The following is a 16,864-nucleotide window of genomic DNA, read 5'->3' on the forward strand; positions in this document are numbered from 1 at the left end:
GCATGGGGATAGTCGCAGGGTTGGACAGTTCGCCCGATTTCACGCGCATCGTGGTCTGTGACACGGACACGGGCGCCGTACTCAAGCAGGGTTACGCCCCGCATCCGCTGGAGAGCGCGGAGGGCGGCGGCCGGCCGTCCGACGTCGACCCGCAGGCCTGGCTGCTCTCCCTCGGCGAGGCGGCGGGCGGCGGGCTGCTCGAAGGCGTGCAGGCCATCGGCGTCTCCGCCCAGCAGAACGCGCTGGTGCCGCTGGACGGGCACGGCAACACGGTGCGGCCCGCGCTCGTCGGCAACGACCGCCGGGCGCAGGTGGCCGCCGTGGACCTGATCGACGGCCTCGGCAGCCGCGAGGCCTGGGCGCAGGCCGTGGGGTGCGTGCCCCAGGCGGCGCAGCCCGTGACGAAGCTGCGCTGGCTGGCCAGGACCGAGCCGGAGGCGGCGCGGCACGTGGCCGCCCTCATGCAGGCCCCCGACTGGCTGGTCTGGCAGCTCCTGGGCCGTCCCGCGCGGCGTACGACCGACCGCGGCGGGGCCTCCGGCACCGGCTACTGGTCGGCGGCGACCGGCGCGTACCGCCCGGATCTCGTCGAGCTGGCGCTCGGGCACCAGGCGATGCTGCCCGAGGTCATCGGTCCCGCCGAGCCCGCCGGGACGACGCCCGAGGGGCTGCTGATCTCGGCCGGCACCGGCGAGACGATGGCGGCCGCCTTCGGGCTCGGGGTGCGGCAGGGCGACGCCGTGGTGTCCCTCGGCGCCTCGGGGTCGGTGATGGCCGTGCACCACGAGGCGCTGGTGGACGCGCGCGGGATGATCACCTCGCTCGCGGACGCCACCGGGATGCATCTGCCGGTGGTGCACACCATGAACGCGGTGCGGGTGCTGCGCGGCACCGCCGAGATGCTGGGCGTCACCGATCTGGAGGAGCTGTCCGCGCTCGCCATGAAGTCGACGCCGGGGGCGCACGGCCTCGCGCTCCTGCCTTACCTGGAGGGCGAGAAGACCCCGAACCTGCCGCATGCCGCGGGGACGCTGACCGGGCTGCGGCGCGAGTCGATGAAGCCGGAGCATCTGGCGCGGGCCGCGTTCGAGGGCATGCTCTGCGGGCTCGGCGACGCGCTCGACGTGCTGCGTGTGCGCGGGGTGGACGTGCGGCGGGTGTTCCTGCTGGGGGCCGCCGCCGAGCTGCCCGCCGTGCAGGCGGCGGCGCCGATGCTCTTCGGCACCCAGGTCGTGGTGCCGCAGCCCGCGGACTACGCCGCGATCGGCGCGGCGCGCCAGGCCGCGTGGGCGCTGACCGGTCAGCTCCCGCTCTGGCAGGGTGCGGCGGCGCAGATCTTCGAGCCGGGCGAGGAACTGGCGGTGGGTCAGGCGGTGCGTCAGCAGTACACGACGGTCCGGGAGCAGGCGCACCCCGGCGCGTTCGCCTGACCCTCGCTCAGCTCCGCGGGAGCACTTCGCGGCCCTTGGGCGGACCCAGTTGTTGACCGGGCCTGAATTTTGACCCGGTCATGGGTTAATCGGTTGTCGCTGGGCGGGTCGGGTGTCGCAGGATAGGGGGCGACCTCGCCCTACGTGCCGACACCCGACTCCTCGAGAGACCGAGCGTGCTCATACGACTGCTGCGGACGTACCTGCGTCCGTACAAGAAACCGATCGCCCTGCTGGTGCTGCTGCAGTTCCTGCAGACGTGCGCCGCGCTGTATCTGCCCACCCTGAACGCCGACATCATCGACAACGGTGTCGTCGAGGGGGACACGGGTTACATCCTCACCTTCGGCGGCATCATGATCGCCGTCACCGTCGTGCAGATGGTCTGCAACATCGGCGCCGTCTTCTACGGCGCGCGGACCGCCTCCGCCCTCGGGCGCGACATGCGGGCCGCCGTCTTCGACCGCGTGCAGTCCTTCTCCGCGCGCGAGTTGGGCCAGTTCGGCGCCCCCTCGCTCATTACGCGGACCACCAATGACGTTCAGCAGGTGCAGACGCTGGCCCTGATGTCGTTCACGCTGATGGTCACCGCGCCCATCATGTGCGTCGGCGGCATCGTGATGGCGCTCGGCCAGGACGTGCCGCTCTCCGGTGTCCTCGTCGCCGTCGTGCCCGTCCTCGGCATCAGCGTCAGCCTCATCGTGCGGCGCCTGCGTCCGCTGTTCCGCACCCTTCAGGAGCGGCTCGACACGGTGAACCGGGTCCTGCGCGAGCAGATCACCGGCAACCGCGTCATCCGCGCCTTCGTGCGGGACGCGTACGAGAAGGAGCGCTTCCGCGAGGCCAACGCCGACCTGACCGACATCTCGCTCGGCACCGGCAAGCTGAACGCGCTGATGTTCCCGATCGTCATGACCGTCGTGAACATCTCGTCGGTCGCGGTCGTCTGGTTCGGCGCGCAGCGCATCGACAGCGGCGCCATGCAGATCGGCGCGCTCACCGCGTTCCTCGCCTATCTCATGCAGATCGTGATGTCCGTGATGATGGCTACCTTCATGTTCATGATGGTGCCGCGCGCGGAGGTCTGCGCCGAGCGCATCGAGGAGGTCCTGAGCACCGAGAGCAGTGTGGTGCCGCCCGCCGACCCGGTGCGCGAGCTGCGCCGCCACGGCCACCTGGAGATCCGGGGCGCGGGCTTCCGCTACCCCGGCGCCGAGGAGCCCGTCCTCAAGGGCATCGACCTGGTCGCCAGGCCCGGTGAGACGACCGCCGTGATCGGGTCGACCGGCAGCGGGAAGTCGACGCTGCTCAGCCTCGTACCGCGGCTGATCGACGCGACCGAGGGGCAGGTCCTGGTCGGCGGGGTGGACGTGGGCGCCATCGGGCCCGCGCTGCTCGCCCGGACCGTGAGCCTCGTCCCGCAGAAGCCGTACCTCTTCGCGGGCACGGTCGCCACCAACCTGCGGTACGGCAATCCGGACGCGACGGACGAGGAGCTGTGGCACGCCCTTGAGGTCGCGCAGGCCAAGGAGTTCGTGACGGGCCTGGCGGAGGGGCTGGACGCGCCGATCTCGCAGGGCGGCACCAACGTCTCCGGAGGTCAGCGCCAGCGGCTGGCCATCGCGCGCACCCTCGTACAGCGGCCGGAGATCTACCTCTTCGACGACTCGTTCTCCGCGCTCGACTACGCCACCGACGCCGCGCTGCGCGGCGCCCTGTCCCGCGAGACGGCGGAGGCGACCGTCGTCATCGTCGCCCAGCGCGTCTCCACCATCCGGGACGCCGACCGCATCGTGGTCCTCGACGAGGGCCGGGTCGTGGGCACCGGCAGCCACCACGAGCTGATGGCGGGCAATGAGACCTACCGGGAGATCGTGCTCTCCCAGCTGACGGAAGCGGAGGCCGCGTAATGGCTGGTCCTGGCGGACCGATGATGGGCCCCGACTCCCGGTCCATGGACTTCAAGGCCTCCGGGAAGCGGCTGCTCGCGCAGTTCCGGCCGGAGCGCGCCACGATGTACGGGATGATCGCGGCCGGAGTCCTCAGCGTCGCGCTCTCCGTGCTCGGCCCGAAGATCCTCGGCAGGGCGACCGACCTGCTCTTCGCGGGCATCGTCGGCCGGGACATGCCGGACGGCCTGACGAAGGAACAGGCGATCGAGGGCCTGCGCGCCAGGGGCGAGGGCGGCATGGCCGACATGCTCACCGGCGTCGACTTCACGCCGGGCGAGGGCATCGACTTCGGCGCGATGGGCGAGGTCCTGCTGCTCGCGCTCGGCACGTTCCTCGCGGCCGGTCTGCTGATGGCCGTGGCGACCCGGCTCTCCAACCGCGCCATCAACAAGACGGTCTTCCGGATGCGTGGCGACGTACAGGAGAAGCTGTCGCGGCTGCCGCTGTCGTACTTCGACAAGCGGCAGCGCGGCGAGGTGCTGAGCCGTGCCACGAACGACCTCGACAACATCAACCAGACGCTCCAGCAGACGGTGGGCCAGCTCATCAACTCGCTGCTGACGATCATCGGCGTGCTGATCATGATGTTCTGGGTGTCGCCGCTGCTCGCGCTGGTGGCGCTGGTCACCGTGCCGCTGTCGTTCCTCGTGGCGACGAAGGTCGGCAAGCGCTCTCAGCCGCAGTTCGTGCAGCAGTGGAAGACCACCGGCAAGCTGAACGCGCACATCGAGGAGATGTACACCGGGCACGCCCTGGTGAAGGTGTTCGGCCGGCAGGAGGAGTCGGCGAAGGCGTTCGCCGAGCAGAACGACCAGCTGTACGAGGCCGGGTTCAAGGCGCAGTTCAACAGCGGCGTCATGCAGCCGCTGATGTTCTTCATCTCCAACCTCAACTATGTGCTGGTGGCCGTGGTGGGCGGTCTGCGGGTCGCGTCGGGCTCGCTGTCCATCGGTGACGTGCAGGCCTTCATCCAGTACTCGCGGCAGTTCTCGATGCCGCTCACGCAGGTCGCCTCGATGGCGAACCTCGTGCAGTCGGGCGTCGCGTCCGCCGAGCGGGTCTTCGAGATCCTCGACGCGCAGGAGCAGGAGGCCGACCCGGTGCCGGGCGAGCGTCCCGCGAGGCTGAGCGGGCGGGTCGAGATGGAGCACGTCTCCTTCCGCTACGCCGAGGACAAGCCGCTCATCGAGGACCTGTCGCTGGTCGTGGAGCCCGGCCACACCGTCGCCATCGTCGGGCCGACCGGCGCGGGCAAGACGACGCTCGTCAACCTCCTCATGCGGTTCTACGACGTGACGGGCGGGCGCATCACCCTGGACGGCGTCGACATCGCCCGGATGTCACGGGACGAGCTGCGGGCCGGGATCGGCATGGTCCTCCAGGACACGTGGCTGTTCGGCGGCACCATCGCGGAGAACATCGCGTACGGCGCGGCGAAGGAGGTCACGCGCGAGGAGATCGAGGAGGCGGCGCGCGCGGCCCACGCGGACCGCTTCGTGCGCACGCTCCCCGACGGGTACGACACCGTGATCGACGACGACGGCACGGGGGTGAGCGCGGGCGAGAAGCAGCTCATCACCATCGCGCGGGCGTTCCTCTCCGATCCGGTGATCCTGGTGCTCGACGAGGCGACCAGCTCGGTCGACACCCGCACCGAGGTGCTCATCCAGAAGGCGATGGCGCGGCTCGCGCACGGGCGCACGTCCTTCGTCATCGCGCACCGGCTCTCCACGATCCGCGACGCGGACACGATTCTGGTCATGGAGGACGGGGCGATCGTGGAGCAGGGGACGCATGATGCCTTGCTGGCGGCCGGTGGGGCGTACGCGCGACTCTATGCGGCGCAGTTCGCGGAGGCGGTGGCCGAGGTCGACTAGGGGCGTCGTGGGGGGTGTCGGGGTTCTGCGAGTGCCGGTCTCGTGTGGCTGAGCGCGCGGTTCCCCGCGCCCCTGACGGGGGCGCTTCCTGGGCGGAGTGCTTCAGTCCAGGTAGCCCCTCAGCTGGTCCGCGAACGCGTGGTCGCGGAGTTTGTTGAGGGTCTTGGACTCGATCTGGCGGATGCGTTCGCGGGTCACGCCGAAGATGCGGCCTATCTCCTCCAGGGTGCGGGGGCGGCCGTCCGCGAGGCCGTAGCGCAGCTGGACGACCTTGCGTTCGCGCTCGCCGAGCGTGGACAGGACCGCCTCCAGGTGCTGGCGGAGCAGCAGGAACGCGGCGGACTCCACGGGTGAGGCGGCGTCGCCGTCCTCGATGAGGTCGCCGAGCGCGACGTCGTCCTCCTCGCCGACGGGCGCGTGCAGCGAGACCGGCTCCTGCGCGAGGCGCAGCACCTCGCTGACCCGCTCGGGCGGCAGGTCGAGCTGGGCGGCGACTTCCTCGGGCGTGGGTTCGTACCCCCGCTCCTGGAGCATGCGGCGCTGCACGCGCACGACGCGGTTGATCAGCTCCACGACGTGCACGGGCACGCGGATCGTGCGGGCCTGGTCGGCGAGGGCGCGGGACATGGCCTGGCGAATCCACCAGGTCGCGTACGTGGAGAACTTGTAGCCGCGGGCGTAGTCGAACTTCTCCACCGCCCTGATCAGGCCGAGGTTCCCCTCCTGGACGAGGTCGAGCATGGTGAGGCCGCGGCCCACGTAGCGCTTGGCGACGGAGACGACCAGGCGGAGGTTGGCCTCGATGAGGCGGCGCTTGGCCATCCGGCCCCTGACGACCAGTTTGTCGAGGTCCAGGGCGAGCTGGGAGTCCAGGTCGGGGGTGTTGCCCAGCTTCTCCTCGGCGAAGAGGCCCGCCTCGACACCGCGGGCGAGTTCGACCTCCTCCGCCGCGGTGAGCAGGGGGATGCGGCCGATCTCGCGGAGGTACTGGCGGAAGAGGTCGGAGGACGGGCCGGCGGTGTCGGTGCGGCCGCGGGGGGCGGGGAGGTCGGCGGTCTCGGGTTCCAGGGGCTCGGGGGCGTCCGGGGGTTTGGGGGAGCCCAGGGCTTCCGGGGGTTCGGCGGCTTCCGGGGCTTCCAGGGGGTCTGCGGCCTCCGGAGCTTCCAGGAGGGCGGTGGCTTCCGGGCCTTCTGAGGGCTCTGGGGTGTCGGGGGCGTCCGTCGCCTCCTGGGCCGCCATGGACTCCGGGTGCAGCGGGGCGCGGCTCTGCGGCGGTACCGCCTCCAGGACGTCGGCGGCCGGGTCCACGTCCGCATCCCTGTCCGCTGACGCTTCCGCTCGCGCGGCGGTGTCGGTCTGGGTGAGGGTCTCGGTCTGCACGGGGGCGACCTCCAGGGTGATCGCTGCTGAGGCGTGCGGCAACGGGAGAGGGACGACGGCCTCGCCGCTGTCCGTCCCGGACACGATGGGTGGAACCGCGGGGGTCTCGGGCCCGCTGTCAGCGGGCCGGCCGCGCTCCGAGGACTCAGGCACCGCAACCCAGTGTGGGGTACGACACACGGCCGCCACGAGGGGCGTGCGGTGACTTTTTGCGTCCGTTCCGTGACCGCGTGGTGACCGGACCGGTGTCCGTACGGCTACATGTCGGGTAACCCTTGGCCTCGGGGCCACGCCCCTAAAGGGCGTCGGCCCCGCGATCGCGCAGCGCCTGGCCGTACTGCTGGAGGACCCACAACTCGTTCTGCACGGCGGTCAGTCGCTGGGGGTCGCCGCCCGCGCCGAGGCGGGCGAGGCTGCCCTGGACGTCGCGGATGCGGCGGTCGACGGCGCGCAGCCGGACCTGGACGAGCTGCACGCCCGCGTACACCTCGTCGACGGTCTTGCGCAGGATCGCCTCGACGGCCAGCTCGGTGACCATGCGGCGGACGGTGTCGTCGGGCGCGGCGTCGCGCACGCGCGCGAGGTACGCCTGGGCGTCGGCGATGCCCGCCTCGGCGCCGCCCGCCTCCTCGATGCACTGGCGCACGGCCGCGTAGGGCGGGGCGGTGAACTCGTCCACTCCGTACGCGTCGAAGGCCGGGGAGACCAACTGGGGGTACTGGAGGGCCAGTTTGAGCAGCTCGCGCTCGGTGCGGTGGGCGGGGCTGCGCAGGGTGAGCGCGGGGCCGCTGGGCGCGGGCGGTCCCTGCGCGTACGCCTGCTGGGGCCTGCCCGGCGGCTGCGCGGGGCCCCGGCCGCCGCGGTCGCGGGCCCAACGAGCCAGCTGCGCCACGCGCTTGACCACGAACTGCGTGTCGAGGATGCCGAGCATGCCGGCGAGCTGCACGGCCACCTCGTGCTGCGCGCCGCTGTTCTTGATGCGGGCCACGACGGGTGCCGCCTCGTCCAGGGCGGCGGCACGGCCCGCGGGGGTCTCCAGGTCGTACCGGGACACGATCTGGCGCAGCGCGAACTCGAAGAGCGGCGTACGGGGCTCGACGAGGTCGGCGACCGCCTCGTCGCCCTTGGCGAGGCGCAGCTCGCAGGGGTCCATGCCCTCGGGCGCGATGGCGATGTACGTCTCGGCGGCGAACTTCTGGTCGTCCTCGAAGGCGCGCAGGGCGGCCTTCTGGCCCGCCGCGTCGCCGTCGAAGGTGAAGATGACCCGCGCCGAGCCGTTGTCCATCAGGAGGCGGCGCAGGATCTTGATGTGGTCGCCGCCGAAGGCCGTGCCGCAGGTCGCGATGGCGGTGGTGACGCCGGCGAGGTGGCAGGCCATGACGTCGGTGTACCCCTCGACGACGACCGCGCGGGAGGTCTTGGCGATCTCCTTCTTGGCCAGGTCGACGCCGTACAGCACCTGGCCCTTCTTGTAGATCGGGGTCTCAGGGGTGTTGAGGTACTTCGGGCCGTTGTCGTCGTCGCGCAGCTTGCGGGCGCCGAAGCCGACGACCTCGCCGCCGATGTCGCGGATGGGCCACATCAGGCGGCCGCGGAAGCGGTCGATGGGGCCGCGGCGGCCCTCCTGGGAGAGGCCGGAGAGGGTCAGCTCCTTGTCGCTGAAGCCCTTGCCGCGCAGATAGCGGGTGAGATGGTCCCAGCCGGCCGGGCTGTAGCCCACGCCGAAGTGGGCGGCGGCGGCCTGGTCGAAGCCGCGCTCGGCGAGGAACTTGCGGCCGATCTCGGCCTCGGGGCTCTCCAGCTGGTCCACGTAGAACTGGGCGGCGACCTTGTGGGCCTCGACCAGGCGGATGCGCTCGCCGCGCTGGTGGCTGGGGTTGTACCCGCCCTCCTCGTACCGCAGGGTGATGCCCGCCTTGGCGGCGAGGCGCTCGACCGTCTCCGAGAAGGTGAGGTGGTCGATCTTCATCACGAAGGCGATCGTGTCGCCGCCTTCCTGGCATCCGAAGCAGTGGAAGAGACCCTTGCTCGGGCTGACCTGGAAGGACGGGGACTTCTCGTCGTGGAAGGGGCACAGGCCCTTGAGGTTTCCGCCCCCGGCGTTGCGCAGCTGGAGGTAGTCGGAGACCACGGCGTCGATCGGGACCGCGTCCCGAACCGCCTTCACGTCCTCGTCATTGATCCTGCCTGCCACGTACGAATACTACGGCTCGCCTGTGACACTCCCGCCCCGGCCGCCGCCCCGTCCTCACCCGAGCAGCGACTCCAGGGGGACGGACGGGTCCGCGAGCCGCTCGATGTCCGGGCGGGCACCCGTGCGGATCAGCTGCTGGACGGTCTCCGTGACCTCCCACACATTCACGTTCATCCCGGCCAGCACCCGGCCCTCACTCAGCCAGAACGCGATGAACTCCCGCTTCCCGACGTCCCCGCGGGCCACCACCTGGTCGTACGTGCCCGGGGGCGCCCAGCCCGAGTACTCCAGGCCCACGTCGTACTGGTCGGAGAAGAAGTACGGCACGCGGTCGTGGCGGACCTCTTGGCCGAGCATGGCGCGGGCGGCCGCCGGGCCGCCGTTCAGGGCGTTGGCCCAGTGCTCGACGCGCAGTCCGGTGCCGAAGAGCGGGTGGTGCCGGGCGGCGACGTCGCCCGCGGCGTAGATGTCGGGGTCCGAGGTCCGCAAGGAGGCGTCGACCAGCACGCCGCCGCCGTGCGCGGCCTCGGCCAGGTCGAGGCCCGCGGCCTCGGCGAGGGCCGTGCGCGGGGCGGCGCCGATCGCGGCGAGCACGTCGTGCGCGGGGTGCTCCTCGCCGTCGTCCGTCTGGACGGCGAGAACCATGCCGTCCTGGCCGACGATCTCGGTGAGCGAGGCCCCGAAGTGGAAGCGCACCCCGTGCTCGGCGTGCAGGTCGGTGAAGACCTGGCCGAACTCGGGGCCGAGGACGCCGTGCAGCGGGGTCGGCTCCCGCTCGACGACGGTGACCTCCGCGCCGTACTCCCTGGCGGCCGCGGCGACCTCCAGACCGATCCAGCCCCCGCCCGCGATCACCAGGTGGCCGTTGTCCCTGCCGAGGGCCGCGAGGACCTGGCGGAGGCGGTCGGCGTGGGCGAGGCGGCGCAGGTGGTGGACACCCGCGAGGTCCGTGCCGGGGATGTCCAGGCGGCGCGGCTCGGCGCCGGTGGCGAGGAGCAGCTTGTCGTAGTGGACGGCGGTGCCGTCGCCCAGGCGCACGCTCCTGGCCGCGCGGTCGATGGCGACGACGGGCTGGCCGAGGTGCAGCTCCACGTCGGCTTGCGCGTACCACCCCGGTTCGTGGACGAAGACGCTGTCGCGCTCCTCCTTGCCGAGGAGATAGCCCTTGGACAGGGGCGGGCGCTCGTAGGGGTGGTCACGCTCGTCACCGATGAGGATCACCCGGCCGGTGAAGCCCTCGGAGCGGAGCGTCTCGGCCGCCTTGGCGCCGGCCAGACCTCCTCCCACAATGACGAACGTCTGATGCGCGTCGACCACTTGATGCCTCCTTGCCGGGGGGTGCCGGGGGTGTCCCCCGGGAAAACACGGCCTTGCCGCCACAGGGAGCGTCCCGCACGGAGCGTGATGGGGGAAGGGGGCGTGGCCTCAAGAGGCCACTTTTCGTCACGCCCTGTGGTCACTCCATGGTCACCGACCGGTGATCCCTTGCTGTCTCGCCGACAGGCGCGTGTGCAGCGCGCGGGCCGCCGCGTCCGTGAGTGACGCGATCTGATCGATCACGACGCGCCGCGCGGCCCGATCGTCGGGCGCCGCGTCGTACAGCGCCCGGAACTGGGGGTCCAGGCCCTCGGGGGCGCGCGCGGTGAGTTTTTCGGCGAGTTCGGCGACGACGACGCGCTGGTCGGCGCGGAGCCGCTCCTGTGCGGGGCGCTGCATCACGTAGAGGTCGGCGACGGCCTTGAGCACCGCGCACTCGTGCCGCGCCGCGCGGGGCACGACGAGTTCGGCGGCATACCGCGAGAGGGGTCCTCTGCCGTACCGCGCGCGGGTGGCGGTCTCCGCGGCCAGGCAGAAGCGGCCGATGAGCTGGCTGGTGGCGTCCTTCAACCGGGCCTGGGCGACGGCCGATCCGTCGTATCCGTGCGGCCACCACTCCTGTTCCAGGAGGCGGTCGAGGGCCTGGGCCAGCTCTTCGGGGTCGGTGTCCGCGGGGACGTAGCGCCCGAGGGCCACGGTGTAGATGTCCTGCCGCTCCGGTTCGGCGTGCAGCGCGTTGGGGTCGATGTGGCCGGCGTGCAGGCCGTCCTCGAAGTCGTGGACCGAGTACGCGACGTCGTCCGACCAGTCCATGACCTGGGCCTCGAAGCAGATGCGGTGCCCCGGGGCCTCCTTGCGGACCCACTCGAAGACCGGGCGGTCGTCCTCGTAGACCCCGAACTTCGAGGATGCCGGGTCCGTGGGGTGGGCGCCGCGCGGCCAGGGGTACTTGGTGGCGGCGTCCAGGGCGGCGCGGGTGAGGTTGAGGCCGACGCTGACCGGCTCGCCGGTGGCCTCGGAGCGCACGAAGCGCTTCGGCTCGATGCGGGTGAGCAGGCGCAACGACTGGGCGTTGCCCTCGAAGCCGCCGCAGTCCGCCGCCACTTCGTTCAGCGCCTGTTCGCCGTTGTGCCCGAAGGGCGGGTGGCCCAGGTCGTGGGAGAGGCAGGCGGTCTCCACCAGGTCGGGGTCGCAGCCCAGGGCGGCGCCCAGCTCGCGGCCCACCTGGGCGCACTCCAGGGAGTGCGTCAGCCGGGTGCGGGCGCTGGCGTCCCAGGCCTGGCTCCGGGTGCCGGGCGTGACGACCTGGGTCTTTCCGGCGAGCCGGCGCAGCGCGGCGGAGTGCAGCACGCGCGCGCGGTCGCGCTGGAACGCCGTACGCCCCGGTCTCTTGTCGGGCTCGGCGGCCCACCGCTCGACGGCGGCCTCGTCATAGGCCGCGCAGGCGTCGTGAACCTCGTGCCGCGCGTTCGGCGCGGTGCTTTCCGGGGTGCTCTCTGCGCTGCTCGCTTCGGCGCTTTCCGGGGTGTTCTCTGGACTGCTTGCTTTGGTGCTTTCTGGGGTGCTCGCTGCGGTGCCTTCCACGGTGCCTTCCATGCACCGACAGTAGACGCAAGCAGTGACAAAGGGGATCTGGTCTTTCGTCAGACGGCGGTGAGGCGGTGCTGTTCGGCCGTCCACGCTCCGTCGGGCGCGCGGGCCTCGTCGTAACGGTGCAGGACCAGGTGGGCCAGCGTCGGGTGGGCGCCGAGCGGGGGCGCGGCGATCCAGGGGGCGGCGGACGCGCTCTGGGTGGCGAAGCGGCCCGGCGCGGTGAAGTAGGCGGCGACGGCGGTACGGGTCCGGCCCTCGGCGGCCAGCGCGGCGAGCGCCTCGGGCACGGTGCGGGCACAGGCGTCGGTGGGCGCGGCGTAGGCCGGGACGACGGGGACGCCGAGGCGGTCGGCGAGCAGCTTCGCGGCCCGCCCGGTGTCCGCGGCGGACCGCGGGTCGCGGGAGCCCGCGGCGGCGAGGACGACCGCGTGGCGGCGGCGTGCGCTCGCGCTGAGGGGATGCGCGGGCCAGCCCGCCTCGACGAGCCGGGAGTGCAGCGCCGCGGCGAGCATCGGGTGCGGGCCGAGCGGGGCGGCGACGCGGGTGGCGAGGTGGGGGGCGTCGGCGGCGGCCGCCGGGATGTCCCGCTTCACGTGCTGTCCCCGGCTCAGGAGCAGGGGGACGAGCACGGCGCGGCCGCCTTGCTGTGCGGCGAGGGTGTCGGTGAGCAGGGGCTCGTTCAGCTCGATGTGCCCGAGGCGGACGTCCAGGCCGGGCCGCTGCTCACGTATCCGCTCGGCGAGGGCCGTGACGGTGGCGAGGGCGCGGGGGTCGCGGCTGCCGTGCGGGACGAGGACGAGGGTGGGGCGGGGGTGGGGGTCTTGGCGGGAGCCGTGGCGGGGGTGTGGTGCTGGGTGGCGGCTGCTGTCGGGGGCCGGGCAGCGGCTGCTGTTTTCGGGGGCCGGGCGGCGGCTGCCGTCGGATGAGATGAGGCTGAGCCGGCTGCCGAGCCGGCTGGTGATGTGGTCCATGAGGTGCGCCGTACTGTCGAGGTGAGTGCTGCCGGACTCGTCGTGAAGAGCGTTCGACGGCGTCATGGACCGAGGATGGCCGGGGCAGATTGCGGGGGCGTTGCGCGGCCGTGACGGCTGTTTTCGGGGGGCTCACGGTGGGGTCCCGGGATTGGTCAGGGCTCGGGATCGGGGATGGGTCAGGGCTCCGGGTCGGGGATGGGTCGGGGGTGTTTCAGGGTCAGGCCCGGGGTGCGGGGCGCGCTCGTCGTCGGTGGGCTCGCTTACGGTTGGAGGAGCGATCGGATCGGGGGAGGTCCGAGGGGGTATGGGGGGCGAGACGTCTATGGACCAGAAGAATCGGCGCTGGTGGGAGCGGTTGCGGGGGTCGGCGGCGGCGCGGCGTGAGGGCGCGGCGGGGCGGTGGCGTCCGGGGCGGTGGGAGCGCACAGGACCAGTGGAGCGCTCGGGGCGGTTGGAGCGTTCGGGGCGAGCGGAGCGTGCGGGGCGCGTGCGGCGCCCGGCGTGGTTGCGGATTCCGCGGACGCGCAAGGGGCAGCGGCGGGCCGTGCAGGGGGTGATGGCGCTGTGCGTCGTCGCGCTGCTGCCGGCGACCTGGCTCTTCGTGACGACGGACAGCAAGATCGGCTCGGTCGCGGACGCGCCGCCCGCACGGGTCGCGATGGTCTTCGGCGCCGGGCTGTGGAAGGGCGAGCCCTCTCCGTATCTCGCGCACCGGCTGGACGCGGCGGCCGAGCTGTACCGCGCGGGACGGATAGAGGTCGTGCTCGTCACGGGCGACAACAGCCGCGAGGAGTACGACGAGCCGGACGCGATGCGCGCCTATCTGAAGAAGCACGGCGTGCCGGACCGGCGGATCGTGAGCGACTACGCCGGGTTCGACACGTGGGACTCCTGCGTGCGCGCCAAGAAGATCTTCGGCGTGGACCGGGCGGTGCTGATCAGCCAGGGCTTCCACATACGCAGGGCGGTCGCGCTCTGCGGCGCGGCGGGCGTCTCGTCGTACGGCGTCGGGGTGGACGCCGTGCACGACACGACCTGGTACTACGGCGGAGCGCGGGAGGTATTCGCGGCGGGCAAGGCGGCGCTGGACGCGACGCTCCACCCGGACCCGCGCTTCCTGGGCCCGCGAGAGCGGGGCGTGGAACGGGCGCTGGCTTCGGGGCGGTGAGTCCTGGGGGCTCGGGTGCCCCGAAGGGGCGCGGGGAACCGCGCGCCCAGCCACGACACACTCGCAGGTGCCTGGCCGCGCTCCAAACCGGCAAAGTGTCCGTCCACCGGCGGCTCGGGGCCGTACCTCACAGTGAGGCGCGGGCATGGCTGAGATCGGCTTACCGCGTGCGTAACGCGAGCACGTCCGGGCACGTAACAAGAGCGGCGGACGCTGGGCGGCATGCACTCCACGGCGACACCCGCGACACCGGCGACCTCCGCGACTCCCGCGGCCACGGCGGTGACGGCGACCCACTGCCCCTACTGCGCGTTGCAGTGCGGGATGGGGTTGACGGCGGGCTCGGATGGTGGCGTGGAGGTCGTGGAGCGCGCGGCGTTCCCCGTGAACAAGGGTGCCCTGTGCGGCAAGGGACGCACCGCGCCCGCTCTGCTCTCCTCCCGGGTGCGCCTGACCGAGCCTCTCGTCCGATCCCACGCCACGGGCAAGCTCACGCCGGCCACCTGGGAGGAGGCCCTGGACCGGATCGCCGACGAGCTGTCCCGTGCGCGTGCGGAACACGGCCCGGACGCGTGCGGGGTCTTCGGTGGAGGAGGGCTGACCAACGAGAAGGCGTACGCGCTCGGCAAGTTCGCGCGGGTGGCGCTCGGCACCTCGCAGATCGACTACAACGGACGGTTCTGCATGTCGTCGGCGGCGGCGGCCGGCCAGCGGGCGTTCGGGCTCGACCGGGGGCTGCCGTTCCCGTTGGCGGACATCCCGCGCACCGGCTGCGTGATCCTCGTCGGGTCGAACCTCGCCGAGACGATGCCGCCCGCCCTGCGGTACCTCACGGAGCTGCGGGAGAACGGCGGCACGCTGATCGTCGTGGACCCGCGCCGGACGCGCACCGCCGAGCAGGCCGACCTGCATCTGGCGCCGCGTCCCGGCACGGACCTCGCCCTGGCGCTCGGCCTGCTGCACCTGGTCGTGGCCGGGGGCCGCACGGACGAGGCGTTCATCGAGGAGCGGACGGCCGGCTGGGAGGAGGCGCGTGCCGCGGCGATGGCGCACTGGCCGGAGCTGGTCGAACGGATCACCGGCGTGCCGGTGCCCCAACTGCGCGAGACGGTACGCATGTTCTGCGACGCGGAGACCTCGATGGTGCTCACCGCGCGCGGGCCCGAGCAGCAGTCCAAGGGCACGGACACCGTCGGGGCGTGGATCAATCTGTGCCTCGCCACGGGCCGGGCAGGGCGTCCGCTGTCCGGGTACGGCTGCCTGACCGGGCAGGGCAACGGCCAGGGCGGGCGCGAGCACGGCCAGAAGGCGGACCAACTCCCCGGCTACCGCAAGCTGACGGACCCGGCGGCGCGGGCGCACGTGGCGGAGGTCTGGGGCGTGGACCCCGATTCGCTGCCGGGCCCCGGGCGGTCGGCGTACGAACTGCTCGACGCGCTCGGCGGGGACATCAAGACGCTGCTCCTGATGGGTTCCAACCCGGTCGTGTCGGCGCCGCGGGCCGCGCATGTGGAGGAGCGGCTGCGGTCGCTTGACTTCCTCGCGGTGGCGGACGTGGTGCTGTCCGAGACGGCCGAACTGGCGGACGTGGTACTGCCGGTGACGCAGTGGGCCGAGGAGACGGGGACGGTGACGAACCTGGAGGGCCGGGTGCTGCTGCGCCGCCGGGCGGTGTCCGCGCCCGACGGGGTGCGCAGTGACCTGGAGGTGCTGCACGGGCTCGCGGAGCGGCTCGGTCACGGCGAGAAGTTCCCCACCGATCCGCGGGAGGTCTTCGAGGAACTGCGCCGGGCGAGCGCGGGCGGGGCCGCGGATTACTCCGGCATCTCGTACGAGCGGTTGAGGGAGGGGGAAGGCGAGGGGGTGTTCTGGCCGTGCCCTCGAGGCGAGGAGGGAGAGGGGAGCGCGGAGGGCGCGGACAGGGCGCAGGGCGCGGAGGGTGTGCGGGGTGCCGAGGCCGTGCATCCAGGGACGCCTCGGTTGTTTCTCGACCGGTTCGCGACGGAGGACGGGCGGGCGCGGTTCGTGCCGGTCGTGCACCGAGCCGCCGCCGAGGAGCCGGACGCGGAGTATCCGGTGCTGTTGACCACCGGGCGGGTGCTCGCGCAGTACCAGTCGGGGGCGCAGACGCGGCGGGTCGAGGAGCTCAACGCCGCCGCGCCCGGGCCGTTCGTGGAGGTCCATCCACGGCTCGCGGCGCGGCTCGGGATAGCGGAGGGCGAGGCGGTCGCCGTGGTGTCGCGGCGTGGCCGGGCGGTGGCTCCGGCGCGGGTCACGTCGGCGATCCGGTCGGACACGGTCTTCATGCCGTTCCACTGGGCGGGCGAGGGGCGGGCCAACTCCCTGACGCATCCGGCGCTCGATCCCGTGTCGCGGATGCCGGAGTTCAAGGTGTGCGCGGTGCGGCTGGAACCGGTGGAGTCCCCGAGCGGGACCGAGGCCGCCGCGCCCACGGACAAGGCCGAAGCCGGCGCGCCCACGGACACGGCCCGGGCCACTGGGGGCCCGGGCCCGTCGGGGCGGGGTTAGGAGGGGATGCGGGTCAGCAGGTGCGGCCGATGTACCAGGCGCCGTCGATGTCCCCGGCTTCGCCGATCCAGGTGACGCCCGGGCCCACGCACTTGGTGGTGTTCGGGCCCCAGTCGTCGATCTCGACCAGGATCTTCGAGCCGTCGCTCGTGCAGTGGTTGTAGTAGGCGTCGCTATGGGTCTCGTAGAACCCGCAGGGGTTCTGGATGGCGGTCGGCGAGACGGCGGTGGCGGTCGCCGCCATCGACATGCCGAGGGCGAGGGTCACGGCTCCGACGAACGCGGGCAGGGAACGGCGAACTCGCACGAGACGACTCCTTCTTGAGGACGTGGTCGTGGTGCTCACGCACCGATCGCGTGCACCGGAAGGGCACGCGCAGAGTCTCGTGCCCGTGACGTTGTGTGGTCGCGTGATGTCGTCCGTATGGGTGGTGGAGTACGCCGGATCGA

The 16,864-nt window shown here is 72.4% G+C and carries 11 protein-coding genes; 5 read left to right on the plus strand and 6 right to left on the minus strand.

Features of this window, described 5'->3' with window-relative positions; translation table 11 throughout:
• Positions 1-2: 2 nt before the first annotated feature.
• The 3 genes from J2N69_RS10845 (at position 3) to J2N69_RS10855 (ending at position 5,259) form a co-directional block, all read left to right on the plus strand.
• Positions 3-1,430, plus strand: a complete 1,428-nt coding sequence (locus J2N69_RS10845) for an FGGY family carbohydrate kinase (RefSeq protein WP_230900540.1) — start codon at positions 3-5, stop codon at positions 1,428-1,430.
• Between the two features lie 176 nt (positions 1,431-1,606).
• A complete protein-coding gene (locus J2N69_RS10850; protein ID WP_230900541.1) occupies positions 1,607-3,340 on the plus strand; it encodes an ABC transporter ATP-binding protein in 1,734 nt (577 codons plus the stop codon).
• Complete coding sequence (locus tag J2N69_RS10855) at positions 3,340-5,259, plus strand: ABC transporter ATP-binding protein (RefSeq protein ID WP_230900542.1); 1,920 nt, start codon at positions 3,340-3,342, stop codon at positions 5,257-5,259. The genes J2N69_RS10850 and J2N69_RS10855 overlap by 1 nt, the downstream gene beginning before the upstream one ends.
• 102 nt (positions 5,260-5,361) lie before the next feature.
• Here the strand turns inward: J2N69_RS10855 and J2N69_RS10860 are convergent, their stop codons facing one another.
• From J2N69_RS10860 to J2N69_RS10880, 5 genes are all read right to left on the minus strand, one after another.
• A complete protein-coding gene (locus J2N69_RS10860; RefSeq protein WP_230900543.1) occupies positions 5,362-6,792 on the minus strand; it encodes an RNA polymerase sigma factor in 1,431 nt (476 codons plus the stop codon).
• Positions 6,793-6,934: 142 nt separating this feature from the next.
• Entirely contained in the window at positions 6,935-8,833 is a 1,899-nt protein-coding gene (gene dnaG, locus J2N69_RS10865) for a DNA primase (protein ID WP_230900544.1), read from the minus strand.
• Between the two features lie 54 nt (positions 8,834-8,887).
• Positions 8,888-10,150 carry an NAD(P)/FAD-dependent oxidoreductase gene (locus tag J2N69_RS10870; RefSeq protein WP_230900545.1) on the minus strand — a complete coding sequence of 421 codons (1,263 nt, stop codon included), beginning with the start codon at positions 10,148-10,150 and terminating at the stop codon, positions 8,888-8,890.
• A 150-nt stretch (positions 10,151-10,300) separates the two neighbouring features.
• Complete coding sequence (locus tag J2N69_RS10875; RefSeq protein WP_230900546.1) at positions 10,301-11,746, minus strand: deoxyguanosinetriphosphate triphosphohydrolase; 1,446 nt, start codon at positions 11,744-11,746, stop codon at positions 10,301-10,303.
• A gap of 47 nt (positions 11,747-11,793) precedes the next feature.
• The gene (locus J2N69_RS10880; RefSeq protein WP_230900547.1) at positions 11,794-12,780 is read right to left on the minus strand and encodes a sirohydrochlorin chelatase; all 987 of its coding nucleotides are present in this window, start codon (positions 12,778-12,780) and stop codon (positions 11,794-11,796) included.
• Positions 12,781-13,039: 259 nt separating this feature from the next.
• Between J2N69_RS10880 and J2N69_RS10885 the strand changes: the two genes are divergently transcribed.
• Together J2N69_RS10885 and J2N69_RS10890 are read left to right on the plus strand one after the other, a co-directional pair.
• A complete protein-coding gene (locus tag J2N69_RS10885) occupies positions 13,040-13,885 on the plus strand; it encodes a SanA/YdcF family protein (protein ID WP_230900548.1) in 846 nt (281 codons plus the stop codon).
• 222 nt (positions 13,886-14,107) lie between these two features.
• Positions 14,108-16,414, plus strand: coding sequence for a molybdopterin oxidoreductase family protein (locus J2N69_RS10890; RefSeq protein WP_230900549.1), 2,307 nt, complete (start codon positions 14,108-14,110; stop codon positions 16,412-16,414).
• 13 nt (positions 16,415-16,427) lie between these two features.
• Here J2N69_RS10890 and J2N69_RS10895 read toward each other — a convergent pair whose 3' ends face one another.
• On the minus strand, positions 16,428-16,721 hold the full coding sequence (locus J2N69_RS10895) for a DUF6355 family natural product biosynthesis protein (RefSeq protein ID WP_230900550.1): 294 nt from the start codon (positions 16,719-16,721) through the stop codon (positions 16,428-16,430).
• Positions 16,722-16,864: the final 143 nt, after the last annotated feature.

The sequence above is a fragment of the Streptomyces huasconensis genome, from assembly GCF_021028635.1.
Taxonomy (GTDB): Bacteria; Actinomycetota; Actinomycetes; order Streptomycetales; family Streptomycetaceae; genus Streptomyces; species Streptomyces huasconensis.